We start from the raw sequence: 25,465 nt of genomic DNA on the forward strand, positions 1-25,465 counted from the left end.
CGCCGCGTGCCTGACCTTTTCAGCTGAAAGAACATGGAATCGGCAAGCGAGATCGGCAAATAGGCTCGTGTAACGAGGTCATCTGGATTATATTTGTTACATATATATTGTCAGAATTGATCATTTTGAGAATTGTCGTCGCTGGTTTCTGTATGTAACGACTGTAACGTCTTCTCCTCGCCAGTCGATTGATGACTCTCCCGTTCGCAATCAACATCGAATCACTGGAGATCAGCAATGGGCCTTGGCATCCCCGGAATTGATCCGACCGTCCTCCATATCCGCTACGGCACGGCCTTCAATGACCTCATGATCGGCAACGGCAATGATGAACTGTTCTTGGCCGGTGCCGGACATGACACCCTCCTGGGAGGTGACGGCAACGACTACATGCTCGGCGAGAGTGGCAACGACGAGGTCAATGGCGAAGGCGGGAACGACACTCTGGACGGCGGCACCGGTGATGACGTGCTCTTTGGCGGCGACGGCAACGACGACCTCTATGGGGGCAGCGGCAATGACGTCCTGAATGGCGGCAACGACTACGACGTTCTGTACGGCGGTGATGACCATGACACGCTGTACGGCGGTGACGCGTTCGACATCCTGTACGGCGAGGACGGCAACGATGCCCTTCATGGCGGGGCGCACGCCGATGACCTCTATGGTGGCATCGGCGACGACACGCTGTACGGTGATGGCGGGAACGACTGGTTGTACGGCGGTGGTGGCCAGGACACCCTCTACGGCGGCGACGCCGGCGACCGGATGTTCGGCGAGGACGACGACGACCGGATGTTCGGCGACGGTGGCGCCGATCTCCTCGATGGTGGCGCGGGCAACGACAGCCTTTCGGGCGGCGACGGCAATGACAGCCTGATCGGCGCCGGCGGCAACGACCATCTCCTTGCCGACGCCGGCAATGATGTCCTCGACGGCGGCTTCGGTCGGGACACCCTCAGAGGTGGGGATGGCAATGACGTTCTCGATGGGGGCTCCGACAACGACCGCCTTTCGGGAGATGACGGTTTGGACACGCTCAGCGGTGGTTTCGGCGACGACACACTGGGCGGCGGTGAGGACAATGACCAGGTGTTCGGCGACTCCGGCAACGACCATCTGAACGGGGGCGGCGACGACGATTTTCTGGACGGCGGGTCGGGCAATGACCACCTGGTGGGTGACTGGGGTGACGACGTCCTTTCCGGCGGAAGCGGCGATGACCTGTTGCGTGGCGGCGCCGACAACGACGTTCTCGTGGGCGGCGGCGAGGAAGACACCCTGCTCGGCGGCAGCCAGAACGACACCCTGATCGGCGGCGCTGATGACGACCAGCTTCTCGGAGAGGATGGTGAGGACCACCTTTACGGCGGCAAAGGCGACGACGATCTGTGGGGCGGGGCCGGCGCCGATGTGTTCTATTTCCACTTGAAAGACACGGGACACGATGTGGTCCACGACTTCTCCGAGGACGACGTCATCGACCTGACCGTCATCGGCCTCGACGACGTCGGCGATCTGCAACTGGTCGAAGACCTCGACGGCAACACCACCATCGTGATCACCGAGACCATGAGCATCCGTCTGGAAGGAGTCCGGGTCGACGACCTCAATGCCGGTGACTTCGTGTTCCACTGACGAGCATGACCTGGGTCCGCCGGCGTGTCGCCGATGAAGCGGACCCAGGGAACCTCCAGCCAGTCGAACCAGCGCGTCGTGGCCGAGCGGCCACGGCGGCACCGGGCCGGCCGCGTTCCCCCGGCCGGCCGCATGCGCCGGTGTGGCGCCGCGGCCTGTCAGCGGGACGCGACGAAGCGGTCCAGCTTGCCCAGGGTCTGCAAGCCCAGCGCGACGGCACCGAAGCCCTTCGCCTCCTGGAACTCGGCGGCCGTGCTGAACACCATGCCCAGCGTCACCGTCGTCGCCCCGTCCTGCTCCGCGAACAAGGCCCAGGCGTCGGCATGCTTCGGGCCGTTCTCGCCCCAGTGGAGCGTGTAGTCGATCCGCTCCGCGGTCCGGACCTCGCCGTAGCGATGGTGGTTCGGGAAGACCGTGCCATCCGGCGCGATCATGTCGAAGACCCATTCACCGCCCGCCCGCAGGTCGATCCGGGTGGTCCGGCAGGAGAACCCGTCCGGTCCCCACCATTGCGGCAGCGTCTCGGGGTTCATCCACGCACCCCAGACGACGGCGCGCGGGGCCCGTATCACACGCTCCAGCACCATGGTCCGCGCCGCCACGCCGGCGAGCGTGTCCAGCCCCGCGCCAAAGCCGTCGCGGTAGCCCGCCTCCATGTCCTCGGCCAGCGAGGACAGCTGCACCGTCACGACCATCCGGCTGCGCTCGCCCAACGCCGAGACCTCCGCCGTCACCAGCGCCGCCGAATGGGTCCCGCGCCCGGACGACACCACCTCGTAGTTCACGCTGCGCAGCCCGGGCCGCAGGTCCAGCCAGCCGACCTCGCAGCGGATGTCCGGCTGCCCCTCCACCCGGCAGAGCGAGACCTCGCGGCCGCCCACCCGGCTGTCGGCCTCCAGAAACTCCACGGTGACCGCCGGCGTGGGCGCGGCCCACACCCGCCGTGCGGCCGGGGCCGTCCAGGCCTGCCACAGCGCCGGGACCGCTGCCGCCACCTCCCGTTCGAAGGTCAGGGTCGCAAAGCGATGGCTCCCGCCCTTCGGCGTCGTGCCGGCCGGGCGGGTCGAATCCGGGGTCTGTGTCATTCTTCGCGCTCCTTCATAACCGTTGCCACGAATGCGTCCAGGCGGTCGAGCCGGCCTTCCCAGATGGCCCGCTGCTCATCCAGCCATGTCCGCGCCGGCTCCAGGGCCTCCGGCACGATGGCGCAGGTGCGGACCCGCCCGTCCTTGGCGGAGGAGATCAGCCCGGCCTCCTCCAGCACGGACAGGTGCCGCATCACGGTGGGCAGACGCAGACCGGTCGGACCGGCCAGCTCCGTGACCCGCGCCGGCTCTTCGGCGAGCCGGGTCAGGATCGACCGGCGGGTCGGGTCGGCCAGGGCGTGGAACAGCAGCGAGAGGTCGGGATCAGGCTTAGCCATTCCGCTAAGTATCCCAGGCCCGGCGGCGGCGCAAGGAAAAACTTCGCTGAATTGCTAAGTGTTCTCCCTGGCGCCATGCGCGGCATGGCCGACCCCTGGAGTTCCGGGACTAGCCCATCAGCAACGGGCCGTGCAGCCACACCGTCCAGGTGCCCAGCGCCAGGCACGGGCCGAAGGGGAGCGCGCTGGTCGCGTCGAGCCGCCGCCCCGCCGCCCGCGCCACGGCCACCCCGGCCAGCCCGGCCAGCCCGGCCGTCAGCAGCACCGTCGGCAGACCCGCCGCGGTGACCCAGGCGCCGGCCGCGGCGAACAGCTTGACGTCGCCGCCACCCAGCCCGTCCACCCCGCGCAGCCGCCGGTAGCCCGCCCGCACCAGGGCCAGGCTGGCATAGCCGGCCGCCGCCCCCACCGCGTGGTCGAGGGGATCGGCGCCGGCCAGCAGGGCGGCGACCAGGCCGGCGGGGATCAGCGGCAGGGTCAGCGCGTCGGGCAGCAGGAGATGCCGCAGGTCGATCGCCACCAGGGCCAGCAGCGCCACGCCCAGCGCGCCCGTCGCCCACAGCAGGGCGCCGCCGGGCATCACCGCCCAGGCCCACAGGGCGAGCGCCGGTGCCGCCGGCAGCACGGCCCATTCCGGTCCGGGGAGTCCGCGGCCGGTCACGGGGCGTCGTCGGCGCGCCGCCACAGCAGCCGCCCCGCGGGCACGGCCGCCGGTGCGGCCACCGCCTCGCGCACGAAGCGGGTGCCGTCGGGCAGCCGGGCGTCGCTGCGGATGCGGACCAGCGGCGGGGCGGCCGGCGGCCGGCTCGGCCAGGGGCGCAGGCCGGCGTCGCCGGCCATGGCGGCCACCGCCGGCGACGCGGCGTCGGCGGCGACCCGCTCGGCCCCGGTGAAGACCGTGACGTGGGGGGCGATGGCGCCGGCCAGCTCCGCCGTCATGCCGAGCACCGCCGCCGCCTCGTCCACCTGGGCCAGCGGTCCGTCCTTGGGGTCGGGCCATCCGGCGGCGCGGTAGTCGGCGGCCTCGGCGCCGCCGGGGCGGCGCAGCCCGTCGCCGTCGCGGTAGTCGGCGAGGCGGGCGGCCATCGCCGCCGCGTCGGCGGCCGGCAGCCCGGCGTGGCGAAACAGCGCGCGCAGCAGCGGCTCCGGCGCCGCGTTGAGGTCGATCCGGCCGTACTCGTCGGTGATGCCCACCACCGCCGTGCCGTCCTCCAGGTCGAGCCGCCGCTCCCCGGCGCCGACGCCGCCCGCCGCCCGGTCGCCCCCCGCCGCCAGGTCGAACAGGGCGGCGTGGACGCCGGCGTCGGCCAGCGCCTCGGCCCGGGCGGCGGCGACATGACTGCCGGCCGCCTGCGCCGCCGTCCGCGCCTCGCCGCCGAGGGCCGCCGCCAGCGCCGCCAGCAGGGCCGCCGCCCACACCGCCAGCACCAGGGCGAAGCCGCGGTCGTCGGGCCGGCCGGTGTCCCGCCCGGCGGTCCTCACCGGATGCGGGCCTCGAGGTCGCGCAGCAGGCGCAGTCGGCCGCGCAGCTCCTCGGTGATCAGGCGGGCGTCGGCGGGGGTGCGCACCACCCGGGGCGTCAGCAGGACCAGCAGCTCGGTGCGCTCGTTGAGGTCCCGGGCCGACTTGAAGACGTTGCCGAGCAGCGGCACCTCTGACAGGATCGGGATGCCGACGGAGCCGCTGCCCTTGCGGTCGCGGATCATGCCGCCCAGGCCGATGGTCTGCCCGTCCGCCACGGCGACCACGCTGCTGACGCGGCGCTGCTGGATGGTCGGCGAGTCGATGTCGGAGGTCGTGGTCTCGACCACGTCGCTGACCTCCTGCTGGATCTCCAGGGTGATCATGCCGCTGTCGTTCACCCGCGGCGTCACCTCCAGGATCACGCCGGTGTCGTAGAGCTGCACGTTGCTGACCAGCGGCGCGTCGGGGTTGTCGATGCTCTGGGCGACGCGGGTGACCACCGGCACCTGGTCGCCGACCTGGATGCGGGCGGTGCGGTTGTTCAGCACCGCCAGGGTCGGCGACGAGATCACCTGGACGTTGGAGACGTCCTTGAGCGCCCGCACGATAACGTTGACGTTGGCGGTGTCGCCGCCGGTGAACACGGACAGGCCCGAGGTCAGCGGGGCGAAGCCGCCGCCGGCGCCGGTCGCGAACTGCAGGGCCACGTCGCCGCTGCGCAGGAACCACTCGACCCCGTAGGCGAGGTTGTCGTTCAGGGCGACCTCGACGATGGTCGCCTCGATCACCACCTGGAGCGACGCGGTGTCGAGCTCCGCCAGCATCGTCTGGATCTCGCGGTAGACCGACGGTGTCGCGCGGATGACCAGCGCGTTGCGGGCCATGTCCGGCACGAAGCTCGCCTGGCGGTCGCGGTCACGGTCCGCCGCCCCGCCATCGGCGGCGGCCGCGGGGAACCCGGCGTCCGCGGTCCCCTCCGCCGCCGCGCCGCCGGGCGGGGCGGGGGCGCCCAGCGCACCGGCGAAGGGGGCGGAGGCCCGCCCCGACGCGGCCCGGCGGCGGTCGCCGTAGATGTCGCCGAGCACGGCGGACAGCTCGTCGGCGCGCTGGTGCTGCAGGCGGTAGACGTGGCTCTGCACCTGGTCCGGGTCGGCGACGTCGAGGCGCTGCACCCACTCCGCCACCTTGGCCAGGTAGGCGCGCTGCGGCGTCACCGCCAGCACGGCGTTGAGCCGCTCCACCGGGACCAGGCGCACCGCCGCGGCGGTCGCCTCGGCGCCCTGGATCGCGAACACCTCCTGCAACTCGGTCACCATCCGCGCGGCGCGGGCGGTCTCCAGGCGGAACAGCCCGAACGACTTGCCGGCCAGCCAGTCCACGTCGAACATGGCGACCAGGTCGAGCAGGGTGCGCTGGCTGCTGCGCGGGCCGCCGAGGATCAGCAGGTTGCGCTCGGCGTCGACCCGCAGCAGGTCGGCGGCGTCGGCGAAGGGCTCGAGGATGCGCGCCATCTCGGCCGCGGGGATGTACTGCAGCGGCACCACGGCGATCTCCGCCGTCGCCTCGGTCGCCCCCGGGGCGCGGATCAGGTTGACCCGCCCGCCGCGGCGGAAGTCCTTGCCCGCCGGGACCACCTGGTAGACCTGGCCGGTCGCCGTCAGGGCCGCCCCGTTGAGGGCCAGCGCGTCCTCCAGCAGCGACAGCAGGGCGCCGCGCGGCACCGGATCGGCGGTCTGCAGGGTCACCGCCCCCTTCACGTCGGGGTGCAGGGTGTAGCTGACCTTGAGGATGTCGCCGAGGACCGCCTGGACCACCTCGCGCAGGTCGGACTGCACGAAGTTGACGGTGTAGCGCTCGTCGGTGGCCGCCGGCGCCGCCGGCGCCGCGGCGGGGGCGCGCACCAGGCGGCCGGTTCCCGGCAGGCGCACGTCGGGCGGCCGGGGCAGGGGGGCCGCCGCCGGCGGCGCCGCGGCCGGCCACACCGCGCCGGCGGGCGGTCCCGGCGTGACCGCATGGATGCCGGTGGGCTGGCCCGGCGCCGGCACCGGGGTGAGGGCGGTCGGCGCGGCGGTGGCGGCGGCCGGGGCGGGCGGCGGCGCGGGCGGCGGCGCGCTCACGGTGTCGCAGCCGGCCAGCAGGAGCCAGAGGGCGAGCCAGGGGGCGGACCGGAGGTCCGGCACGGTCGGGAGCGGAGGGCGCGGCACGGATCGGCGTCCTGTGAGGGCGGTGACGGGGGGTGGGGGGGTGCGGCGTCCACTCATGGCTTGCCTGGGCCGCCGGGCCGGACCAGCGGCAGCAGGACCTCGACGGTGCCGTTGCGCACGGTCACCGCCTGTGGCTGCACGGCGACGATCTCCCAGCCGGCGACCCGGTCGCCCGGCTGCGCCCTGACCAGCGGGCCGCGCGGCGTGGGGCTGAGCAGGACGACCTGCCGGCGGTCGGAGCGGATCACCCCGTGCAACGCGAAGGGAGGGGTGCGCGGCACCGCCGCCGCCACCGGCGGTGGCGGTGCCTGCGGCGGACGCCGGCCGGGGGTGAACAGGGGCCGCGCGGCGATGACGGCGAACGCGTCCAGCCCCGGCGCCGGCAAGGGCGGCGGCGCGGCCTGGCCGGCGAGGGGGTCCGGCGGCTCCGGCGGCGCCGGGGTCGAGGCGGTGGGGGCCGGCGCCGCGACCCAGGCCACCGACAGGGCCAGGGCCAGGGCCGCGACGGCCGCGACGGTCCCGCCGAGCAGGCGCGGCGTCATGTCCGCCTCGCGTAGCCGTGGACCTCGAGGGCCAGCGGCAGCGGCGGCCCGCCGGGGCCGCTGGCCGGCCCGCGCGGCTGGCCCAGCTCCGCGCCCTCCACGAACAGCAGCGGTCGCGCCGTCTCGACGGCGTGCAGCAGGGCGACGATGGCGCCGAGCGGGGCCTCCAGGCGCAGGCGCACGGCGATGCGGATCACGCCGTCGAGGGGCACGGGGTCGAGGATCTGCAGGCTGACCAGCGACGCCCCGTGGGCCTGGGCGGCGTCGCGCAGCCATTGCTGGAGGTCCGCCCCCGCCACCGCCGGGTTGTCCGGGTCCAGCAAGGTCGGCTCCGCCGCCTGGCGCCGCTCCAGCTCCGCCAGCCGGCGGTCCAGCGCCGGACGCACGGCGATCAGCCGGCGGTAGCGGTCGGCCCGCTCGCGCACCGCCTGCGCCGCCTCCGCCTCCGCCGCCGCGGCCTCGACCAGGGGGGCCCCGGCGACGCGCCAGACCACCGCCAGCGCCAGGGCGAGCAGCCCCAGGGCCAGGGTGCGGCGGACGAAGGGGGACGGCGTCATGGCCGCTCGGCCTCCCGGGGCACCCGCACGGAGATCTGGAACTGCTCGATCCCGCTGGCGGGATCGAGGGTCAGCGGCGCCCGGAATCGGGCCTGGGTGAACAGCGCCCGCCCCTCCAGCGCGCCGACCAGCGCCGAGGCGGTGCGCGAGGCGCCGACCAGGTCGAGCCGCCCCTCGGCGAAGCTCAGCCGGGTCAGCCAGGTGTCGTCGGGCAGGGTCTCGGTCAGCTCCCGCAGCACCGCCAGGAAGGACGGCTCCGCGGCCTTCTGCGCACGCAACCGGCGGTCGAGGGCGTCGAGACGCTCGACCCGGTCGCGCAGGGCGGCGGTCGCCTCCGCCGCGGCGCGCAGGGACGCCAGCTCGGCCCGGGCGGCGTCGGTCGCGGCGGCCTGGCGGTACAGCCCGGTTCCGGCCGCGGCGGCCAGGACGGCCAGCGCGGCGGCGGCCAGGGTCACCGCGCGGGGATGGCGGCGGCGGGGGCGGCCGCCGTGGCGGCGGCGGTCGGCCGGCAGCAGGTCGAAGCGCGGCGTGGCACCGCCACGCTCGGCCGGCGCCAGCGACCGGACCCGCAGCCCCGTGCCCTCGGCCACCGCCAGGGCGGCGTCGACCTCGCGGCGCAGCACCACGGCGAGATCGACCCGCAGGCGCTCGCCGCCCGCGGCGCGGCCGGCGACGGCGAAGTCGAAATGAATGTCGGCCGGGGCGAACGGGGTCTGGCGGTCCATCTCGAAGGCCAGCAGCCCGCGCAGGTCCGACTCCTCGACCGCCGGCACCTCGACCGTCTTGCGCAGCACAAGGTCGTCGCCCAGCCGCACGTCGACCCGGCCGCGGCGGCGGCCCAGGGCGGCCTCGCCGTGCGGGCCGCGGGTGGCGTGGGCCAGGGCCGGCCCGGCGCCGTCCCCGGCGCGCCGCAGCGTGGCGTCCTCGGCCGACAGGTCGAGCACGAAGCCGCCGCCCTTGCGGCGCAGCGGCCCGGCCACGGCCCGCGCGGCGTCGCCGAGCTCCCGCGTCCACCAGGACCAGACGGCCGCGACCGTCCGGCCCGCCCCCGTGATCGCGACCCTCTCCACCCCGATCCCGCCTCCCCGGCCTGTTGCGATCCCGCCTGCTCGGACGGCAGACTACCGTATAGCGCGGTCCGATGCGCACTTAAAACAACCTGCCTTGCCCGCCTTCGCCAGTGATGATAGCGTCCACCGAAGTCATCGGCAAGTTGTGCGGCCCGACAACGTCGGTTGGTCGCCGGCCGCCGCAGTGGTGTGACGGACCGCCCCAAAAAAAACTGGGGTCTATAAGGCTTGCAATTGACGCGCGGAGGGGTCTCGTGAAGTACCCGTTTTCCAAATCGCCACCCGCAACCGACGGCGCCCCATCCCGGCCGAACCGCCGCGACGTGCTGCAGGCCGGGGGTGCCATGGCGGCCGCCGGATTCAGCCCCACCAACAGCGACGGGCCGCTGGCGGCGCGTCCGGCGGCGGCGTCGACCCAGCCGTCGCGGCCCAACATCCTGTTCATCATGGTCGACGAGCAGCGGGCGCCGGTTCCCTATGAATCCGCGGCGCTGGCGTCGTTCCGCAACACCTACCTGACGACCCAGCGGACCCTGGCGCTGGGCGGCACGACGTTCCAGCGCCACTACGCCGGATCGATCGCCTGCGTGCCGGGGCGGGCGACCCTCTACACCGGGCACTACCCGTCGCTGCACGGGGTCACGCAGACCGACGGCGCCGCCAAGACCGCCTTCGATCCCGACATGTTCTGGCTGCACCCGAGCACGGTGCCCACCATGGGGCATTATTTCCGGGCCGGCGGCTACCGCACGTTCTGGCGCGGCAAGTGGCACGTCTCGGAAGAGGACATGCACGTGCCGGGCACCCGCACCCAGGTCGCCACCTACGACGACGACGGGAACCGGCTGCCGGCGGCGGAGAACTACTACGTCACGGCCAACCAGCTCGACCGGTTCGGCTTCGACGGCTGGGTCGGGCCGGAGCCCCACGGCTCCGACCCGCTGAACAGCGGATCCTCGGCCGCCCTTGGCAAGCGCGGCCGCGACATCGGCATCGCCGAGCAGCTCATCGAGCTGCTGGACCAGCTGGACCGCGAGCCGCCCCTGCTCTGGCCGCAGCGCCAGCCCTGGTTCATCATGGCGTCCTTCATCAACCCCCACGACATCGCGCTGTGGGGGTTCTTCGCCCGTCTCGGCGCGGCGGCCACGGGGATGTACGACTTCACGGTCGGCGACCAGGTGCCCACCGACCTGTTCGACGACAGCTTCGCGGCGTCGCGCGACGAATCCCTGGTCGGCACCAAGCCGACGGTGCAGGAGAGCTACCGCGCCTCCTACCGCACCTTCATGCAGCCGACCCTGGTCACCGACGACTATTTCCGCCTCTATTACCAGCTCCACCAGGACGTCGACCAGGAGATCGCCAAGGTCATCAACCGGCTCAACGCCTCGTCCCTGAAGGACGACACCATCATTGTCTTCACGTCGGACCACGGCGACCTGCTGGGGTCGCACGGCGGTCTCTTCCAGAAATGGTACACGATGTACGAGGAGGCCCTGCACGTCCCCCTCGTGGTTCACAACGAGAAGCTGGTGCCGCCCGGTCGCACCCTGTCCCTGCCGACCAGCCACGTCGACCTGCTGCCGACGCTGCTCGGCCTGGCCGGGCTCGACGCTGCGGCGCTGCGCGCCTCCATCGCGCCCAACTTCAGCGACGCCCGGCCGTTGGTCGGGCGCGACCTGTCGCCGCTGATCCGCGGCGAGGCGACGGAAGAGGCGCTGCGGGCGCCGGTCTACTACATGTCCGACGACGACCCCAGCAAGGGCCTGAACCAGACCAACTTCATCGGCCTCGACTACGGCTCGGTGATCGAGCCGGGCAGCGTCGAGGCGGTCGTCACGGAGATCGACGGCCGCGTCTGGAAGTACGCACGCTACTTCGAGAGCCCCCAGGACTGGAGCGATCCCGGCACGCCGGGGGACAGCGGGGTGCGCAACGTCTTCGACCGCAACCTCGTGCCGGCCGACGACGTGGCCGGGACCAAGCCGGTGCTCTACCAGCGCACCACCACCACCTGCCCGGCGCCCGACGAGTACGAGATGTACGACCTCACCGGCGACCCGATGGAGCTGACCAACCTGGCCGGCAGCGGCCACGCCATGGAGGCGACGTTGCGCGCGATCCTGGTCGACCAGTGCGCGCGCAAGCGGTTGACGCCGGTGAGCGGCACGGTGGCCGGCCAGCCCGCCTGCGGCGCCACCGGGACGTGTGGCTGAGGCCATGCCGCGGCGGCGCGCCCGCCCCCCCATCCCCCGTTCATGGGATGGCCCCCCCGCGCCCGCCGCCCCTATAGTCGTCGGGGCGGCGGCGGGCGAGGGGGACGGGCGGGTGGAGCAGGGCATTTCCGTGATCCTCGTCGAAGACGACGGGCCGACCCGGGAGTTCCTCGCGACGTCCCTGGCCGCCGGCGAGGGCATCGTCCTGCTGGCGGCGGCCGGCACGCTGGCCGAGGCGCGTGCCGCCCTCGACGGTGCCCGCCCGGCGGTGCTGGTCACCGACCTCAAGCTTCCCGACGGCCACGGCACCGAGCTGATCCGCGAGGTCCGCCAGCGCTATCCCGACACCGAGGTCATGGTGATCTCGGTGCTGGGGGACGAGCTGACGGTGATGGAGGCGGTGCGCGCCGGCGCCTCCGGCTACATCCTCAAGGACGCCCGGCCGATCGACCTGATCGCCGCGGTGCGGGACCTGATGGCCGGGCGCTCGCCGATCTCCGCCTCCATCGCCCGCCACATCATCCGCCAGGTGCACGGTGCGCCGGCCGCCGCCCCGGCGGCGGCGGAGGGCAAGCCCCTGTTGACGGCGCGCGAGATGGACATCCTCTGGGGCATCGCCAAAGGCTTCACCTACAACGACATCGCCGACCGGCTGGGGATCAGCCGCCACACCGTGCCCAGCCACATCAAGAACATCTACCGCAAGCTGGAGGTGAACTCGCGCAGCGAGGCGGTCTTCACGGCGGTCGAGCTGAAGCTGATCAAGCTGTCGGACTGAAGCGATGGCCGGACGCACCGCCGACGCCGCCACCGGGATGGGCGCCGCCCACGATGGCGCGGCGCGGCCGCGCTCCACCCCCGCCGCGTGGCACCCGGCCGTCCTGGCGGTGGCCGCGCTGCTCGCCGGCCTGCTGGTCGTCCTCCTTCCCCAGGCGGAACCGGCCGGCGTCCCGGCCATCGTCAGCGCCCGCCTGCTGCCGCTCACCGGGATGGACGCCCCCGTCCCGGCGGGCGCGGGGGCCATGGTGGAGCTGCCGCACCGCTGCGCCATGGACACCGGCGCGGAGGTGTGCGCCGCGCTCTACCGCATCGTCTTCCGGTACGACGGGCAGCCGGGCGACACCTGGTCGATCTACGTGCCGACCTTCGGGGCGCGTCTCAAGCTGTGGGTCAACGACGACTTCCTGGTCGACACCCGGCATTTCCGGACCGGCGCCGTCGTCAACCAGGCGGGGCCGCTGATCGCCTCGATCCCGTCGTCGCTGTTGCGCCCGGGTGCGAACGCGCTGGACATCCGCCTCGACGCCTGGTCGCAGCCCGGGGGCTTCCTCGACCGTGTGTACATCGGTCCGGACGTCCGCCTGCGGCCGGCCTACCTCGGCCGCGAGCTGCTGCTGGTGACGCTGCCGCGCCTCGCCGTGGCGTGGCAGGCGGCGCTGGCCCTGTCGCTGCTGGTGGTCTGGGTCGGCCGGCGCGAGGAATGGCTGCACCTCACCATGGGCGGCATCCTGACGTTCGGCGTGCTCCAGGGGCTGCCCCAGTTCCTGGTGGGGCCGGAGTGGCCGGACTGGCTGCTGCGGGCCAGCAACCTGGCGGGGCTGTGGCAGGCTGGGCTGATGCCCATCCTGATGGCGCAGCTGGTCGGGCGGCGGGCGATGCCGGTGGGGCTGGCGCTGGCGGTGCCGGCGCTGGTGGGCGCGGCCTTCGCGGTGATGACCACCGATCCTCTGACCCTGCGGCCGTGGTTCCACACGCTGTTCCGGTTCGTGGCCCTGCCCTGGGGGCTGCTGATGATCGTGCTGTCGCTGCGCATCCTGGTCGACGCCGCCCACCGCCGCGACCACGCCGCGGCGCGGCTCATCCTCGCCAGCCTGCTGGCGGCGCTGCCGATCGTCGCCCACGACGTGCTGGTGTTCACCGGGGTGCTGCCGGACCAGCGCGCCTTCCTGACCCGGTTCATCGCGCCGTTCCTGATGACCGCCATCAGCGGCACCTTGATGTGGCGCTACGCGATGGCGTTGAACGAGGTGAGCCGATTCAACACCAAGCTGCGCCGGGAGGTGGCGGCGGCGGAGGAGGCGCTGCGCGCCAGCTTTGCGCGCGAACAGGCGCAGGTCCGCGCCACCGCGCTGGAGAGCGAGCGCCTGCGCCTCACCCGCGACCTGCACGACGGGCTGGCCGGCCAGCTCGTGTCCATGGTGGCGCAGTGCGAGCTGCGCGGGGCCGAGTGCCGGGAGATCGCCATGGCGGCGCGCCGGGCGCTGGACGACCTGCGTCTGGTGGTGGCGTCGCTGGACGACGTGGGCAACGACCTGGCGATGATGCTGGCCCAGTTCCACGAGCGGATCGGCCCCCAGCTCCAGGCCCAGGGGATGGAGCTGGAGTGGCAGATGGCGCCGCTGCCCGACGTGGAGGGGCTGCGGTCGGAGCACGCCCTGGCCCTGTTCCGCATCCTGCAGGAGGCGGTCACCAACGCGGTGCGCCATTCCGGCTGCCGCACCGTGACGATCGCCATGGCGCCGGCCGCCCGGGCGGGCTATGCGGTGCGCATCGTCGTCGCCGACCACGGCCGCGGCGGCGTGGCGCCGCGGCCCGGCGGCCACGGCCTGGACAACATGCGCCGCCGCGCCGCCGTCATGGGCGCCGACCTGGTGTTCGAGACCGGCCCCGGCGGCACCCGCGTGGTGATCGAGCTGCCCGCCGTGCTGCCCGACATCACCGCGGCCACGGCCTCAGGCGGGTGGCGCTGACGCCCCGCCGCCCGGCCAGGGGCTTGCCCTCCTCGTGGGCGGCCGGGGCGTGGCCGGTTCATGCGTGGCAGATCCAGCCGCGCCAGGTGAAGGCGGCGAAGAACGGGTCGGCCGTCGCGAAGCCGGCGGCGCGCAGGATGGCCTCGTCCTGCTCGGGCGGGAGCATGGTCAGGCTCTTCCCGACCGCCGCCCGCGCGTTCTCGGCCTGCTCCGGGGCGGCGCCGGAGGCGACGGCGAAGGCGGCGTAGCGGGAGAGCCACAGCGGCCGCTCGTCGGCGCCCTGCGGGAAGCTGGCGTGGGCGGCGACGAAGGGGGCGCCGGGCGCGAGGCGCCGGTGGATCGCGGCGGCCGTGCGCCGCCGTTCCGCGGCGTCGAGGAAATGCAGGGTCAGCAGGCAGGTGGCCGCGTCGAACGGGCCGTCCGGGGCGTCGTCGATCAGGCCCTGGACCAGCTCCACCCGCGCCATCAGCGGTCCGAGGGTGCGCTCGGCCAGCCGCAGCATCTCCGCCGCGGGGTCGACCCCGACGAAGCGCCAGCCCGGATGGGCCTCGGCCAGCGCTGCCAACTCGAGCCCGCCGCCGGCGCCGAGAACCAGCACGCGGGCGTCGTCGGGCGCCCGTTCCGCCAGCAGGATCGACGTCATCCGGTGGAGGGACGCGAATCCCGGGACGAAGCGCGGCGGCCCGTCGGCGTACCGGGCCACCGCCGCGGGATCGGCGAAGGCGTCCAGGAACGGTTTCATGCCCGCGTCATGCGGCATCGGAGGTCTCCGGGCAATGGGGCGCCGCGCGGTCGACGAGGCGGGCGTGGAAATCGGCGCTCAGCGCGGCCAGGGACACCGTCTCCAGGCGGGCGAGCAGGAGCGCGCCGGCCGCGCGCAGGGCCTCGTCGAGGGCGGCGTTGACGGCCTGCTCCACCAGGCACCGCGGCGCGTCGCTGCGGTTGCCGAGGGCGAACAGCGGCGGCTCGCCCAGGGCCTCGTACACGTCGCGCAGGGACACCTCGGCCAGGTCGCGGGCCAGCTCCCAGCCGCCGCCGCGGCCGCGGGCGGAGCGCACGTAGCCGCGCTCCCGCAGGCCGGCCATGGTCCGGCGGATCACCACCGGGTTGGTGTCCATCGCGGCGGCCAGCACCTCGGAGGTGACCGGCCCCTCGTGCTCGGCCATGTGCAGCAGCACGTGGAGCACGCCCGACAATCGGCTGTCTCGTTTCATGTAACTTTTAATATTACAATTACTCCGGGCCGTCAAGCCGGTCGTGGCCCGGTCGCCCGCCGCTCACCCGTCGCCGCGGACCGCGCGGAAGACGGCCAGGAAGTCGGCGGGGGCCAGCAGGCCGCGCACCCGGGCGGCCTCCGCCGCGGCGACCGGCCGGCCGGCCAGCGAGGCGGCATCCTCGGGGAGGAACTGGAAGGTCGGCGTCAGGGTGATGCCCCATTTGCGGGCCAGCGCCCGCTCCTCCAGCGCCTCGCCGTCGAAGTCGACGACCCGGCGCGTGCCGCGCAGGTTCAAGGACAGCACCGTGAAATGGGCGCGCACATAGCCCGCGATGGCGGGGTCGGCCAGGGTCACCCGGTGCAGGTCGCGGCAGTAGGAGCAGCCGCGCTGCTCCCAGACGACGACGAAGCGCTTGCCGGCCGCCGTGGCCCCGGCGAGATCGTCGGCCAGCGCCAGATCGCTGCGCAGGAACCAGGGCTGGGTGGGAAGCCCGTCCTCGCCGGGGGCGTCCGCGGGCGCACCCGCCATCCCCGCCGCGGCCATCCCCGCCGCGGCCAGCCCCAGCCCGCACCCCAACCCCAGCCCCGCCCGCATCACCGCCCGTCGCCCCACCATGGCGTTTCCCCCTTTCCTGAAGTTTCGGAAATGCTACTGTTGGTCCAGCTAATATACACGCGCCGGAACGGGGGAGGGAGGCCAGCATGGGATGGAGGTCGACGGTCGGCGCGGCGGCGCTGGCCATCCTGGTGGCGGCGTCCCTCGCCGGTCCGGCCTTCGGGGAGCCGGTCCGCCGCACCGCCGGGGGCCTGACCCTGAACGGCGACCTGGTGGAGGCCGGCGGCGGCCGCGCCGCCGGGGTGGTGGTTCTGGTGCACGGCACGCTGGCCCATCATGGCATGGAGCTGATCGGCGGCCTGCAGCAGCGGCTGGCCGAGCGTGGCCTGTCGTCGCTGGCGGTGACCCTGTCGCTCGGCGTCGACGACCGCACCGGCATGTACGACTGCGCCGTCCCCCACCGCCACCGCCACGAGGACGGGGTGGCCGAGATCGACGGCTGGGTGCGCTGGCTGACGGCCGGGGGCGCCGGGCCGCTGACCCTGTTCGGCCATTCCCGCGGCGGCAACCAGGTGGCGCGCTACCTGGCGGCGCACCGCGACGCCCCGGTGGCCCGCGCGGTCCTGCTGGCGCCGGCCACCGGCGGCCGGCCGGACGGCGCGGCGGCGGTGCTGGGGCGGGCCGCGGGGCAGCCGGACGACGCGGTGGTGGCGGTGCCGGCGTTCCTGCATTGCGGCGCCGGCGAGGCGACGGCCGGGGCCGTGCGCTCCTACTACGGCGGCGACCCGCGCCACGACACGGTGGGGCTGCTGGACGGCATCGCCGTTCCCCTGCTGGTGCTGGCCGCCAGCGACGACGCGGTGGTGCCCGACCTGCTGGGGCGCATGCGGGCGCTGGAGGGGGCGACCGCCGCGCGCTTCCAGGTGATCGAGGACAGCGATCATTTCTTCCGCGACTTCGCCGCCGACGACACCGCCGACGCCATCGCCGCGTTCATCGCCGCAACACCGTAGCGGCGGGCGGCGGAGGCAGCGATGGGCGGGGTTCCGGCGTCGTTCGACGTGTCGTTCGCGGTGGCCTTCGCGGCGGGGGTGCTGAGCTTCCTGTCGCCCTGCGTGCTGCCGCTGGTGCCGCCCTACCTGTGCTTCCTCGGCGGGGTGTCGGTGGACGAGCTGCGCGCCGGGCGGCGCGGCGCCGGGGTGGTCGCCGCGGCGCTGGCCTTCGTGCTCGGGTTCGCGACGGTGTTCGTGGCCCTGGGGGCCGGGGCGTCGGCGTTCGGCGGCTGGCTGGCCCTCAACCTCGACATCCTGGGCCAGCTGGCGGGGGCGGTGATCGTGGCGCTGGGGCTGCATTTCCTGGGGGTGCTGCGGATCCCCTGGCTGTACCGGGAGCTGCGCGTCCACCCCGCGGCGCGGCCGGCCGGGCTGCTCGGCGCGTACGCCGTGGGGCTGGCCTTCGCCTTCGGCTGGACGCCCTGCGTCGGGCCGGTGCTGGCCACCATCCTGATGGTGGCCGGCAGCGCCGACCGGGCCAGCCACGGCGCGCTGCTGCTGGGCACCTACGCCGCCGGCCTGGGGGTGCCGTTCCTGATGGCCGCCCTGGCCGCGCCGCCCTTCCTGGCCGCGGCGGGCCGGCTGCGCCGCCACGCCGGGGCGGTCCAGCGGGCCACCGGCCTGCTGCTGGTGCTCACCGGCGCCCTGTTCATCGCCGGGGCGATGCCCGGGCTCGCCGGCGCCCTGCTCGATCTCGCACCGGCGCTGGGGCGGATCGGCTGACCGGATCGGCCCGGCCGGCCCGGCCCGGCGGCGGCCGGGCCCGGTCAGGGGTGAATATAGACCCAGCCGGCGAGCTGGCGCTCCACGATCTCGGCGATTCCGGCGGGCACGACCCGCACCCCCTCGATCAGCTCGTCGGGGGTGCGGTGGGTGGCCTCCAGGGTGTTGCCGCAGCCGACGAACCCGATGTCGTAGTGCATCAGGCTGCGCACCCGATCCGCCACCGGCGAGCTGTCCTTGTAGAACGCCCGCATGCCCGCGCCGTAGGCGACGACGAGGATGCGGACCTGATCCATCCCGTAGAATTTCTGCAGGTTCACGGCGTTGTGCAGGATGTTGTTCATGTCCGCCGGGGCGTCGCTGGTCAACTGCAGCAGGATGCGCCGGGGCTGGTCGAGGCTGGGCGGCGGGTCGGCGAAGGCGGTGGCGGCGACCGTCGCCTCGGCGTGGGCCGTGGCCGCGGCGAGGACCAGCCACAGCGTGGCGAGCAGGCGGGCGGCGGTCATGACGGGTCCTCCCGGTGGGACGTGCCGGGCGACAGTGGCACCGCGGCCGCGGCCTGCCAAGGGTGATCCCGGGCCGGCGACCGCCCGGGCGGCGCCGGGGCGGCCAAGGATTCGCGCGCCGTGCGGCCGGCCACACGCCCGGGCGCGCTGTCGAATGCCTTGTTTTTCACCATTTCACCGCGCCGTCCGCGTGATATGACAGGATTGCGTCCGGCGGGGACTGTGCGTTTCCGGGGCGATCCGCGACGTCCCGTTGACTGGGCGATGAAAGGCCGTTACGTTATTTTTCCGCGTCATCCCGTTTATTTATCAGGCGGCTTATTCGCCATTCCGAGTCCGTGCCGTGTTCCACGCGTCGGCCGGTTGTCCGATTCGTGAGTTCGTTCCCCTTCTGCGACTGTCGAGATCGTGAGCGCCATGCTTCCAGGGAAAAAGAAGAAGAAGAACGAGAGCGCATCGCCGATTCTCGAACAGATCATGACGGGCGGGTCCAGCGTCTCGTTCCATGTGCTCCAGTTGAGTCATGGGATCGAACCGGAAAACCTTCTCTTCAAGACGCAGGCGCTGAACAACGCCATCATCTTCAAGTATCCGAACTTCGACGCCAAAGACGAAGATGATGAGGAGCTCGACGACGACCTGCCCGCCGCCGAATCGGCGAAGCGGCCCATCGAAACGGCGTTGTACGTCCCCCACACGGCGGCGACGCCGCGGGCCGGCGGCTATGGCATCTACCTGCGCGGAAAGAACTACCGCTCGCTGCTGCACGAAACCTTCGGCGTCGACGAGGTCAATCCGCAGGATGGCGCGTTGCAGGACCTCAAGCTGCTCGACGCCATCGACAGCGTGCCGTCGCTCGACGCGTTCCTCCTGAAGATCTGCTTCGAGGCGGAGCGCATCCCCGTCGACAACCGCTATCTGCGGATCAACCCGGAGGAGGAGGCGCAGATCCGCCACCTCATCGGCGGGCGGATCGAGCCGATCATCCGCAAGGCGCTGGACATTCCCGAAGGGGTGGGGCCGCGCATCGAGCGCTTCCTCCAGGCGATCTGGGACCCGGCCCTGCCCGAGGCGCGGACCTTCGTCACCGCCTTCGGCATCGACCAGTCGGAGGCCGACCTGGTGTTCAGCGCCTGGAAGGGCATCACCTTCTACGAATACCAGCTGCGCCGCCTCGCCCCGGCCGTGCGCAACATCGTCAACTGGCTGAAGTCGGGCAACTGCCTGCCCATCGACCTGCGCAGCCACAAGATGTACGAGGCCAGCCTGCTCATGTACATCGAGCGGGTGGGCAAGCAGATCGAGGGCGTGCTCGGCGACATCCGCGGCATCCTGTCGGAGTACGAGAACTGCTTCCGTACCTTCATGGACGGCTCGCCCGACGCGTTCCGTGACTTCCTGCGCAACGTCCGCAAGAAGTACTGGCTGATGGGTTACTGCATTTCGGCGCTGAACAGTCTGTCGCACACATTCAGCCGGTTCATGCGGCATGCCGTCGACAAACGTCTGTTCTTCGAGACCATGTACGACATGCTGCGCCAGTTCGACGTGGCATTGGACCGCCGGCGCGAGCAGCGCATGGCGTTCTGAGCCGCGCCGGCAGGGGGCGCCGGCCGTCCCCGCCTCTCCCATATCCATGGGATTCAGCGCGGTTGTTGCAAAGTTTAGGGTTCCCAGCATCGCCACCGCTTGAGCTGGGACCCGACCGATGAAAACGCGCTATCTGCTGGCCCTGCTGGCCCTCGCCCCGGCCCCCGCGTTCGCCGACGCGGCGGCCGCCGACGCCTGCGCCACGGCCCTGCCGGCTGACGCCAAGATGATCTACGACGCCACCCGCCCGAGCATCGCCCCCGGTGTCACCATCGCCGACGAGCTGCGCGCCGCCACCCGGCCGCTGGTGATGGGCGGCAAGATCAGCCGCTCCGACGCCCGCCCGGCGGCCGAGGCCGCGGGCAAGTGCCTGGCGATGATCGTGCAGTGAGCGACACCGGCCCGCCGCGGCGGGCCACAGGGATGGGGAGGACCACAATGACCCGCATCGTGACCGTGGCGGCCGTCGCCGCCACCATGACCACGGCGGCCGTCGCCGCCACGCTGGCCACGCTGGCCGGCGCCGCGCCGGCCCAGGCCGTCGTCTACTGCCGCGCCGTCGGCATTCCCAGGGGCTGCGTCGTCGCGCCGCCGCCTGCCGTGGTCGCCCCCGGGGCGGTGGTGGTGGTGCCCGGCGCCGGTGCGCCCGGCGTGGGTGTCGTGCCTGGCGTCGGCGTCGGCGCGCCCGGGGTCGGCGTGACCCCCGGGGTCGGCGTGGGCGCGCCGGGCGTGGGCGTGGCGCCGCGGGTGGGCACCCCCAACGCCGGTGGGCCGGTGAACCGCGTCGGCGTGCGCTGAGCGATGGCCGCCGCGACCACGGCAGGAGCGGCGTCGCCCACGGCGACGCCCGCCACCGCGACGCCCGCCTATGTCCAGCTTCACCGCAATGTGGTGATCAACGCCGATTTGTGGACGGCGACGCCGCGCATCCTCGCCGCCGGGTTCGGCTTCGAGGGCATCCAGGGCATCCCCGGTTTGCAGTCGGCCGCCGACCTCCAGCTCGCCGTTGACGCCGGGGCCGGCGTCAACCTGGACTACGCGGGGCTGGACCCGGTGCCGCCGCTGCGCAACCTGACCTCGGCGGTGTCGTCGGTGGGCATCGTCGGCGCCGGCTTCGGCGCGGCGGTGACCTACGCCGACGCGATGCCGATCGAGTTCAGCTGGCCGATCCTGCCGGGCACGGTCGACCCCACGGACATCGCCATCACCCTCAACACCGGGGCGGTCGTGACGCCCCAGGCGGCGGCGCTCAACCCCAACTATGACCTCAACGAGCGCCACGTCATCGTGGTGTTCGGGGAGTTCGGCAACCGCCTCACCCCCGGCACCCCCGGCGCCATCTACCCGGTGTCGGTGGCCATCGCCGAGGACGCCACGCCGCTGATGGCGGTCGGCCCGGACGGGCCGGTCAGCCTGGTCGGCCAGTCCATCGACAGCTCCAACCCCTACGAGGCCGGCCCCACCCTGGTGGGGGCGCGGCTGACCCGCATGTCGACGGTGGGCGACTTCACGCCGCCGGCGCTGGGCGGCGGCGTCGCCAACGACGGGGTCACGCTCTACGGCGACCAGGCCCAGTACCGGCTGCGCCTGTTCACCTCCGGCGGCTTCTCGCCGGACGGGGTCAGCGGCTTCCTGCCGGACGAGTTCGCGCGCTACTTCCGCCTGACCGCCACCGACGCCGCCGGCAACACGGTGGTGATCGACCGCGACGGCGTCGACTACGACCTCGGCGTCGGCACGGTGCGGGTGGTCGGCCTGGCCGAGCTCGGCCCCGCCGCCAACGGCGCCGACGTGGTCTACGACGCAACCTACGCCGAGGACCACGACAACTACTTCGACATCGTGCTCTCCGGCGACGCCGCCGCCATGGCCCGCATCGCCGCGGTGGAGATCCCGACCAGCGCGGTCGCCGGCTACAGCGACATCTACAACCCCGGCGGTCCCGGCCGCACCCCCACCGCGGGCGTCACCTACACCGAGCCGGCGCGGGCCCAGACCTTCCCGGTCACCGTCAGCCTGGACAGCCTGGGCACCGTCTCCCACGCCGCCCAGACCATCGACGCCTACGACGCCGACGACGGGATGCCGGTGGTGTTCCGCCTGTTCAACCCGGCCACTGGCGACCACTTCTACACGTCGAGCTCGATCGAGGCGGCGACGGCCCGCGACAGCCGCGGCTACCGCGAGGAGGGCGTGCCCTTCTCCGCCGAGAGCAGCGCCGCCGGGCTGGTCGACGTCTACCGGCTGTACCAGGCCGCGACCAGCAACCACTTCTACACGACCGACGCCGCCGAGCGGACCCGGCTGCTGGCCGCCGGCTACTACGCCGACGAGGGCGTGGCCTTCCAGGCCTACGGCACCGCGACGGAGGGGGCGAGCGCGGTCTACCGCCTCTACAACGCCGCCACCGACGACCATCTCTACACCACCGACGCCGCCGAGGGCGTGGCCACCGGCTACCGCAACGAAGGGGTGGCCTGGTATTCCGCCAGCTTCGCCAGCGGCGGCACCGGGCAGTGGAATGTGCTGGAAGAGGCGCACGAGATCATCGACGGCCGCACCCTGCTGGTCGACCCGTCGCTGCCGCTGGCCACCTACAAGAGCGGGGGCAGCAACCCGATCCCCGACGCGGTGTGGGCGGCCGGCTACGACGCGCCGTCCCCCTACATCGTCAACACCACGCGCAACCTGCAGTTCAACGAATCCTGGTTCATCGCCTCGCCGGGCGCGGCGGAGGGCACCACCACCTACATCACCACCGCCGACGGCTACACCTGGGCGGCGATGTCCCAGGCGATCAACGCCATGTGGCCGTTCAACGTGGTCGACTACGCCGGCTCGACCCCGCCCATCACCAACGCCTACGCGGCCGGCAATCTGGTGACGACGCCGGCCGCCGGCGTCGTCAAGGTGACGGCGAACTTCAAGGGCCAGCGCATGAAGTTCTACGCCAACGACCCCGCCACCGGCGCGGCGCTGGACCGCTACGTCGTGACCGACGCGTGGGGCAACACCTACATCATGCACGCGTCGGGCCAGACCGACCAGAGCCAGGTCGCGGCGGCCTTCGAGGCGGCGGTGCTGCCGGAGGGCTGGACCAAGTCGGTGCGCCAGCTCTCCCAGGACCTCATCCTCGACCCCGCCGAGGGGGCGGACGGCACCTACCACTACCTGGTCTTCCGCGACAGCGCCGACAACACCTACCACCAGATCGGCTGGGGCTCCCAGGGCGCGCTGCAGGCCCAGGTGGAGGGCATGCCGGTGTGGGGCGGCCAGAGCGACGACACCCTGGCCGGCAACGCCGCCTGGAGCAACCTGCTGCACGGCGCCGGCGGCAACGACGCGCTGAGCGTCGGGGCGGGCGCCGACACCCTGTGGGGCGACGACGGCGACGACACGGTGACGGCGGGGGCCGGGGTCGACCTGCTGTGGGGCAACCAGGGGGCGGACCGGCTCTACGGCAACGCCGGCGCCGACACCCTCTACGGCGGGCAGGGCCAGGACACCCTGTTCGGCGGCCAGGGCGACGACCTGCTCTATGGCAACCGTGGCGACGACGTGCTGGTGGGCGGGGCCGGCGACGACACCCTGCAGGGCGACGACTGGGCCGACACCCTGACCGGCGGGGCCGGCAACGACGCCTTCCGCTTCGCCGCCCCCGGCCAGGGCGCCGACACCGTCACCGACTTCACCAGCGGCAGCGACCGCATCGAGGTGGTCGGGCCGAACTTCGGCGCGATCGCCGCCGGCACCCTCTCGGCCAGCCACTTCGCCCTGGGGGCGCCGGGCGACGGCGACGACTGGTTCGTCTTCGACACCGCCACCGGGGTGCTGTCCTTCGACGCCGACGGCAGCGGCGCCGGGGCGGCGGTGGCCATCGCCACCTTGACCGTGCGCACCCTGGCGGCCGGCGACATCACCGTGCTGGCCGCCTGATCCTCGCGTCAGGCGCCGCCGCCCCCGGCGATCTCCGGCAGCAGGGCCTCGATGGCCTCGGCCCGGGCGCCGGGGGCGGGGTGGGTGGACAGGAAGGCGGGGGTGCCCGTCCGCCCGCCCAGCCGGTCCATGCGCCGCCACAGCTCCACCGCGGCGCGCGGATCGTAGCCGGCCCGCGCCATGGTGGCGAGGCCGAGGCGGTCGGCCTCCAGCTCCTGCCCGCGCGAATAGGGCAGCACCAGCCCGAACTCCACGCCGATGCCCAGCAGGCCGGCGATCTCGTTGGCGTACTGCACGTCGCCGACCTGCAGGGCGGCGCTGACGAGCTGCAGGCCGAAGCGCTTCAAGGTGGCGACGCTGAGGCGGTCCTGGGCGTGTCCGGCCTGGGTGTGGCCGATCTCGTGGCCGATCACGGCGGCCAGCTGGTCGGGGGTGGCGGCCACCCGGACCATGCCCTCGTAGACGCCGATCTTGCCGCCGGGCAGGGCGAAGGCGTTGACCTCGTCGCCGGCGAACACCACCAGCTCCCACCGCCGCGGGTCCTCCCCCGCCGCCGCCAGCAGGCGCCGGCCGATCTCGGTGGCGGCGTTGCGCAACGCCGTGTCGCCCGACACCGCCGTGCCGGCGCGGATGCGCTGCCAGCTCTCCAGCCCCAGCCGCTGCACCGTGTCGTCGGAGACCAGCTGGAACGGCAGCGAGAGGTCGTCGCACCCGGCCAGCGGCACCGCCGCCGCCGTCCCCGCCAGCAGCCGCAGCACGGCGCGCCGCGGCAGGCCGTGGGCGGCGGAGGCTGCGGCGGCGGGACGGTGCGGCGGGTGGTGGAGGCCGGGCGGGTGGTGGAGGCACATGGGCGGGCAGGGCTGCTGTTGCCGGGGCTCTGGTCGGGGAACGCGGCGGCGGGTCGGCCGGTTCCGGCCGCCGCGTTCCTACTTCGGCGCCGCCGCGCCTTCCAGCCGGTCCAGTACGGCGTCGCGCCCGGCGGTGGTCAGGTCAAGGTCGCCGCCGGAGCCACCGCACAGCGCGACGCTGTCCTCCGGCCCGGCGATGACCTGCACCTGCGCCAGCAGCGCGTCGATCCGCTCGCCCAGCCGCGCCCGCTCGGCCAGCGAGAGGGTGTCGTTGACGGCGCCCGGCAAGGCCAGCAGCAGGGCCAGCACCGCCAGCCGCGTGCCGCTGCGCAGCGCCTCGTCCCCGGCGGCCTCCGCCGGCAGCGGGGTGGCGGGGGCGGCGAGGGCGTCGCGGGCGAAGGCCTCGATGGCGGCGGCGATCTCGGCGGCGTGGGGGCCGGCGACACGGACGGTCAGGGTCATGGGGAGGCTTTCTTTTCCAGGGAGTCGAGGAGCCCGCGGACCTGGGCGATCCCCTCGGCGTGGTTCAGGGTGGTGAACGCCGCCAGCGCGTCGGTCAGCACCGCCGCGGCCTCCTCGTTGCGGCCGACGGCGGCGAGCACCTGTCCCAGCAGCGCGCCCGCAAAGGCGATCCCGTCGGCGCGGCCGATCCGGCGGAAGATCGCGAAGCTCTCGGCGAGTTCCTCGACGATGGTGACCGCCTCGCCGGCCTCAAGTCCGCCTCGCCCCAATCGGATCCGGGCGCAGCACAATCGGACATGGGCGATGCTCTCGAGGTCCTGCATCCTTTCGGCCACGGGCAACCGTTCGTCCAGGTGGATGCGCAGGGCCTCTTCGGTCTGTCCCCTTTGTGAGAGGATGTCGGCGATCTTGCCCATGGTGACGGCGCGGGCGTGCACGTCGCCCAGGCGTTCGTAGACGGGGAGTTCCTCGTCGCGTCGGATGCGCAGTGCCTCTTCGGTCTGTCCCCTTTGTGAGAGGATGTCGGCGATCTTGCCCATGGTGACGGCGCGCTCTCGCACGTCGCCCAGGCGTTCGTAGACGGGGAGTTGCTCGTCGCGTCGGATGCGCAGGGCCTCTTCGGTCTGTCCCCTTTGTGAGAGGATGTCGGCGATCTTGCCCATGGTGACGGCGCGGGCGTGCACGTCGCCCAGGCGTTCGTAGACGGGGAGTT

At 73.2% G+C, this 25,465-nt stretch carries 24 protein-coding genes and 1 pseudogene; 10 read left to right on the forward strand and 15 right to left on the reverse strand.

Annotation, left to right across the window (positions count from 1 at the left end; genetic code table 11):
- Positions 1–237: 237 nt before the first annotated feature.
- The gene (locus tag AC6H2I_RS24515) at positions 238–1,638 is read left to right on the forward strand and encodes a calcium-binding protein (RefSeq protein WP_497503384.1); all 1,401 of its coding nucleotides are present in this window, start codon (positions 238–240) and stop codon (positions 1,636–1,638) included.
- A 158-nt stretch (positions 1,639–1,796) separates the two neighbouring features.
- Here AC6H2I_RS24515 and AC6H2I_RS24520 read toward each other — a convergent pair whose 3' ends face one another.
- From AC6H2I_RS24520 to AC6H2I_RS24555, 8 genes are all read right to left on the reverse strand, one after another.
- Positions 1,797–2,723 carry an SRPBCC domain-containing protein gene (locus AC6H2I_RS24520; RefSeq protein ID WP_497503385.1) on the reverse strand — a complete coding sequence of 309 codons (927 nt, stop codon included), beginning with the start codon at positions 2,721–2,723 and terminating at the stop codon, positions 1,797–1,799.
- Positions 2,720–3,061, reverse strand: coding sequence for an ArsR/SmtB family transcription factor (locus AC6H2I_RS24525; RefSeq protein ID WP_497503386.1), 342 nt, complete (start codon positions 3,059–3,061; stop codon positions 2,720–2,722). The genes AC6H2I_RS24520 and AC6H2I_RS24525 overlap by 4 nt, the downstream gene beginning before the upstream one ends.
- Before the next feature lie 109 nt (positions 3,062–3,170).
- Complete coding sequence (locus AC6H2I_RS24530; RefSeq protein ID WP_497503387.1) at positions 3,171–3,722, reverse strand: prepilin peptidase; 552 nt, start codon at positions 3,720–3,722, stop codon at positions 3,171–3,173.
- On the reverse strand, positions 3,719–4,543 hold the full coding sequence (locus AC6H2I_RS24535) for a hypothetical protein (protein WP_497503388.1): 825 nt from the start codon (positions 4,541–4,543) through the stop codon (positions 3,719–3,721). The genes AC6H2I_RS24530 and AC6H2I_RS24535 overlap by 4 nt, the downstream gene beginning before the upstream one ends.
- Positions 4,540–6,729 (reverse strand): type II secretion system secretin GspD, encoded by a 2,190-nt coding sequence (gspD, locus tag AC6H2I_RS24540; RefSeq protein ID WP_497503389.1) that lies wholly within the window; start codon positions 6,727–6,729, stop codon positions 4,540–4,542. The genes AC6H2I_RS24535 and gspD overlap by 4 nt, the downstream gene beginning before the upstream one ends.
- Before the next feature lie 53 nt (positions 6,730–6,782).
- Positions 6,783–7,271 carry a hypothetical protein gene (locus AC6H2I_RS24545; RefSeq protein WP_497503390.1) on the reverse strand — a complete coding sequence of 163 codons (489 nt, stop codon included), beginning with the start codon at positions 7,269–7,271 and terminating at the stop codon, positions 6,783–6,785.
- On the reverse strand, positions 7,268–7,828 hold the full coding sequence (gene gspM, locus AC6H2I_RS24550; RefSeq protein ID WP_497503391.1) for a type II secretion system protein GspM: 561 nt from the start codon (positions 7,826–7,828) through the stop codon (positions 7,268–7,270). Before gspM ends, AC6H2I_RS24545 begins: the two co-directional genes overlap by 4 nt.
- Positions 7,825–8,898 carry a PilN domain-containing protein gene (locus AC6H2I_RS24555; RefSeq protein ID WP_497503392.1) on the reverse strand — a complete coding sequence of 358 codons (1,074 nt, stop codon included), beginning with the start codon at positions 8,896–8,898 and terminating at the stop codon, positions 7,825–7,827. The genes gspM and AC6H2I_RS24555 overlap by 4 nt, the downstream gene beginning before the upstream one ends.
- Before the next feature lie 254 nt (positions 8,899–9,152).
- Between AC6H2I_RS24555 and AC6H2I_RS24560 the strand changes: the two genes are divergently transcribed.
- The 3 genes from AC6H2I_RS24560 to AC6H2I_RS24570 all read left to right on the forward strand — a co-directional run bounded on the left by AC6H2I_RS24560 (position 9,153) and on the right by AC6H2I_RS24570 (position 13,864).
- Positions 9,153–11,114 (forward strand): sulfatase-like hydrolase/transferase, encoded by a 1,962-nt coding sequence (locus AC6H2I_RS24560; protein WP_497503393.1) that lies wholly within the window; start codon positions 9,153–9,155, stop codon positions 11,112–11,114.
- Between the two features lie 130 nt (positions 11,115–11,244).
- On the forward strand, positions 11,245–11,892 hold the full coding sequence (locus tag AC6H2I_RS24565; RefSeq protein ID WP_497503394.1) for a response regulator: 648 nt from the start codon (positions 11,245–11,247) through the stop codon (positions 11,890–11,892).
- Positions 11,893–11,896: 4 nt separating this feature from the next.
- A complete protein-coding gene (locus AC6H2I_RS24570) occupies positions 11,897–13,864 on the forward strand; it encodes an ATP-binding protein (RefSeq protein ID WP_497503395.1) in 1,968 nt (655 codons plus the stop codon).
- A gap of 58 nt (positions 13,865–13,922) precedes the next feature.
- On the opposite strand, the gene AC6H2I_RS24575 is transcribed toward AC6H2I_RS24570, so the two are convergent.
- The 3 genes from AC6H2I_RS24575 to AC6H2I_RS24585 all read right to left on the reverse strand — a co-directional run bounded on the left by AC6H2I_RS24575 (position 13,923) and on the right by AC6H2I_RS24585 (position 15,696).
- Positions 13,923–14,624 (reverse strand): class I SAM-dependent methyltransferase, encoded by a 702-nt coding sequence (locus AC6H2I_RS24575; protein WP_497503396.1) that lies wholly within the window; start codon positions 14,622–14,624, stop codon positions 13,923–13,925.
- Positions 14,614–15,060, reverse strand: coding sequence for an Rrf2 family transcriptional regulator (locus AC6H2I_RS24580; protein WP_497503397.1), 447 nt, complete (start codon positions 15,058–15,060; stop codon positions 14,614–14,616). Before AC6H2I_RS24580 ends, AC6H2I_RS24575 begins: the two co-directional genes overlap by 11 nt.
- 81 nt (positions 15,061–15,141) lie before the next feature.
- On the reverse strand, positions 15,142–15,696 hold the full coding sequence (locus AC6H2I_RS24585; protein WP_497503398.1) for a SoxW family protein: 555 nt from the start codon (positions 15,694–15,696) through the stop codon (positions 15,142–15,144).
- Positions 15,697–15,782: 86 nt separating this feature from the next.
- Here AC6H2I_RS24585 and AC6H2I_RS24590 point away from each other — a divergent pair, with 86 nt between their 5' ends.
- Positions 15,783–16,649, forward strand: coding sequence for an alpha/beta hydrolase (locus tag AC6H2I_RS24590; protein WP_497503399.1), 867 nt, complete (start codon positions 15,783–15,785; stop codon positions 16,647–16,649).
- 21 nt (positions 16,650–16,670) lie between these two features.
- Positions 16,671–17,411: a cytochrome c biogenesis CcdA family protein gene (locus AC6H2I_RS24595; protein ID WP_497503400.1), complete on the forward strand. Its 741-nt coding sequence runs from the start codon at positions 16,671–16,673 to the stop codon at positions 17,409–17,411.
- A 44-nt stretch (positions 17,412–17,455) separates the two neighbouring features.
- Here AC6H2I_RS24595 and AC6H2I_RS24600 read toward each other — a convergent pair whose 3' ends face one another.
- Entirely contained in the window at positions 17,456–17,917 is a 462-nt protein-coding gene (locus AC6H2I_RS24600) for a DsrE family protein (RefSeq protein WP_497503401.1), read from the reverse strand.
- Positions 17,918–18,334: 417 nt separating this feature from the next.
- Here AC6H2I_RS24600 and AC6H2I_RS24605 point away from each other — a divergent pair, with 417 nt between their 5' ends.
- The 4 genes from AC6H2I_RS24605 (at position 18,335) to AC6H2I_RS24620 (ending at position 23,443) form a co-directional block, all read left to right on the forward strand.
- Positions 18,335–19,507, forward strand: coding sequence for a hypothetical protein (locus tag AC6H2I_RS24605; protein WP_497503402.1), 1,173 nt, complete (start codon positions 18,335–18,337; stop codon positions 19,505–19,507).
- Between the two features lie 118 nt (positions 19,508–19,625).
- Entirely contained in the window at positions 19,626–19,898 is a 273-nt protein-coding gene (locus AC6H2I_RS24610; RefSeq protein WP_497503403.1) for a hypothetical protein, read from the forward strand.
- A gap of 47 nt (positions 19,899–19,945) precedes the next feature.
- A complete protein-coding gene (locus tag AC6H2I_RS24615; protein WP_497503404.1) occupies positions 19,946–20,305 on the forward strand; it encodes a hypothetical protein in 360 nt (119 codons plus the stop codon).
- A 3-nt stretch (positions 20,306–20,308) separates the two neighbouring features.
- Positions 20,309–23,443, forward strand: coding sequence for a hypothetical protein (locus AC6H2I_RS24620; RefSeq protein ID WP_497503405.1), 3,135 nt, complete (start codon positions 20,309–20,311; stop codon positions 23,441–23,443).
- Between the two features lie 8 nt (positions 23,444–23,451).
- Here the strand turns inward: AC6H2I_RS24620 and AC6H2I_RS24625 are convergent, their stop codons facing one another.
- From AC6H2I_RS24625 to AC6H2I_RS24635, 3 genes and pseudogenes are all read right to left on the reverse strand, one after another.
- On the reverse strand, positions 23,452–24,291 hold the full coding sequence (locus AC6H2I_RS24625) for a M48 family metallopeptidase (RefSeq protein WP_497503406.1): 840 nt from the start codon (positions 24,289–24,291) through the stop codon (positions 23,452–23,454).
- Positions 24,292–24,369: 78 nt separating this feature from the next.
- On the reverse strand, positions 24,370–24,753 hold the full coding sequence (locus AC6H2I_RS24630) for a hypothetical protein (RefSeq protein WP_497503407.1): 384 nt from the start codon (positions 24,751–24,753) through the stop codon (positions 24,370–24,372).
- Positions 24,750–25,465, reverse strand: a pseudogene (locus tag AC6H2I_RS24635) (hypothetical protein); the annotation flags it as partial. The gene AC6H2I_RS24630 and the pseudogene AC6H2I_RS24635, both read right to left, overlap by 4 nt.

Source organism: Azospirillum sp. NS33, from assembly GCF_059703765.1.

Excerpts from the sequence above, each read along its gene's own strand:
- AC6H2I_RS24620 (WP_497503405.1), top strand. The coding sequence starts at position 20,309 with ATGGCCGCCGCGACCACGGCAGGAGCGGCGTCGCCCACGGCGACGCCC.
- AC6H2I_RS24520 (WP_497503385.1), bottom strand. The coding sequence starts at position 2,723 with ATGACACAGACCCCGGATTCGACCCGCCCGGCCGGCACGACGCCGAAG.
- AC6H2I_RS24585 (WP_497503398.1), bottom strand. The coding sequence starts at position 15,696 with ATGGTGGGGCGACGGGCGGTGATGCGGGCGGGGCTGGGGTTGGGGTGC.
- AC6H2I_RS24590 (WP_497503399.1), top strand. The coding sequence starts at position 15,783 with ATGGGATGGAGGTCGACGGTCGGCGCGGCGGCGCTGGCCATCCTGGTG.
- AC6H2I_RS24545 (WP_497503390.1), bottom strand. The coding sequence starts at position 7,271 with ATGACGCCGCGCCTGCTCGGCGGGACCGTCGCGGCCGTCGCGGCCCTG.
- AC6H2I_RS24525 (WP_497503386.1), bottom strand. The coding sequence starts at position 3,061 with ATGGCTAAGCCTGATCCCGACCTCTCGCTGCTGTTCCACGCCCTGGCC.
- AC6H2I_RS24515 (WP_497503384.1), top strand. The coding sequence starts at position 238 with ATGGGCCTTGGCATCCCCGGAATTGATCCGACCGTCCTCCATATCCGC.
- gspM (WP_497503391.1), bottom strand. The coding sequence starts at position 7,828 with ATGACGCCGTCCCCCTTCGTCCGCCGCACCCTGGCCCTGGGGCTGCTC.
- AC6H2I_RS24600 (WP_497503401.1), bottom strand. The coding sequence starts at position 17,917 with ATGACCGCCGCCCGCCTGCTCGCCACGCTGTGGCTGGTCCTCGCCGCG.
- AC6H2I_RS24575 (WP_497503396.1), bottom strand. The coding sequence starts at position 14,624 with ATGCCGCATGACGCGGGCATGAAACCGTTCCTGGACGCCTTCGCCGAT.
- AC6H2I_RS24625 (WP_497503406.1), bottom strand. The coding sequence starts at position 24,291 with ATGTGCCTCCACCACCCGCCCGGCCTCCACCACCCGCCGCACCGTCCC.
- AC6H2I_RS24615 (WP_497503404.1), top strand. The coding sequence starts at position 19,946 with ATGACCCGCATCGTGACCGTGGCGGCCGTCGCCGCCACCATGACCACG.
- AC6H2I_RS24610 (WP_497503403.1), top strand. The coding sequence starts at position 19,626 with ATGAAAACGCGCTATCTGCTGGCCCTGCTGGCCCTCGCCCCGGCCCCC.
- AC6H2I_RS24605 (WP_497503402.1), top strand. The coding sequence starts at position 18,335 with ATGCTTCCAGGGAAAAAGAAGAAGAAGAACGAGAGCGCATCGCCGATT.
- AC6H2I_RS24630 (WP_497503407.1), bottom strand. The coding sequence starts at position 24,753 with ATGACCCTGACCGTCCGTGTCGCCGGCCCCCACGCCGCCGAGATCGCC.
- AC6H2I_RS24570 (WP_497503395.1), top strand. The coding sequence starts at position 11,897 with ATGGCCGGACGCACCGCCGACGCCGCCACCGGGATGGGCGCCGCCCAC.
- AC6H2I_RS24595 (WP_497503400.1), top strand. The coding sequence starts at position 16,671 with ATGGGCGGGGTTCCGGCGTCGTTCGACGTGTCGTTCGCGGTGGCCTTC.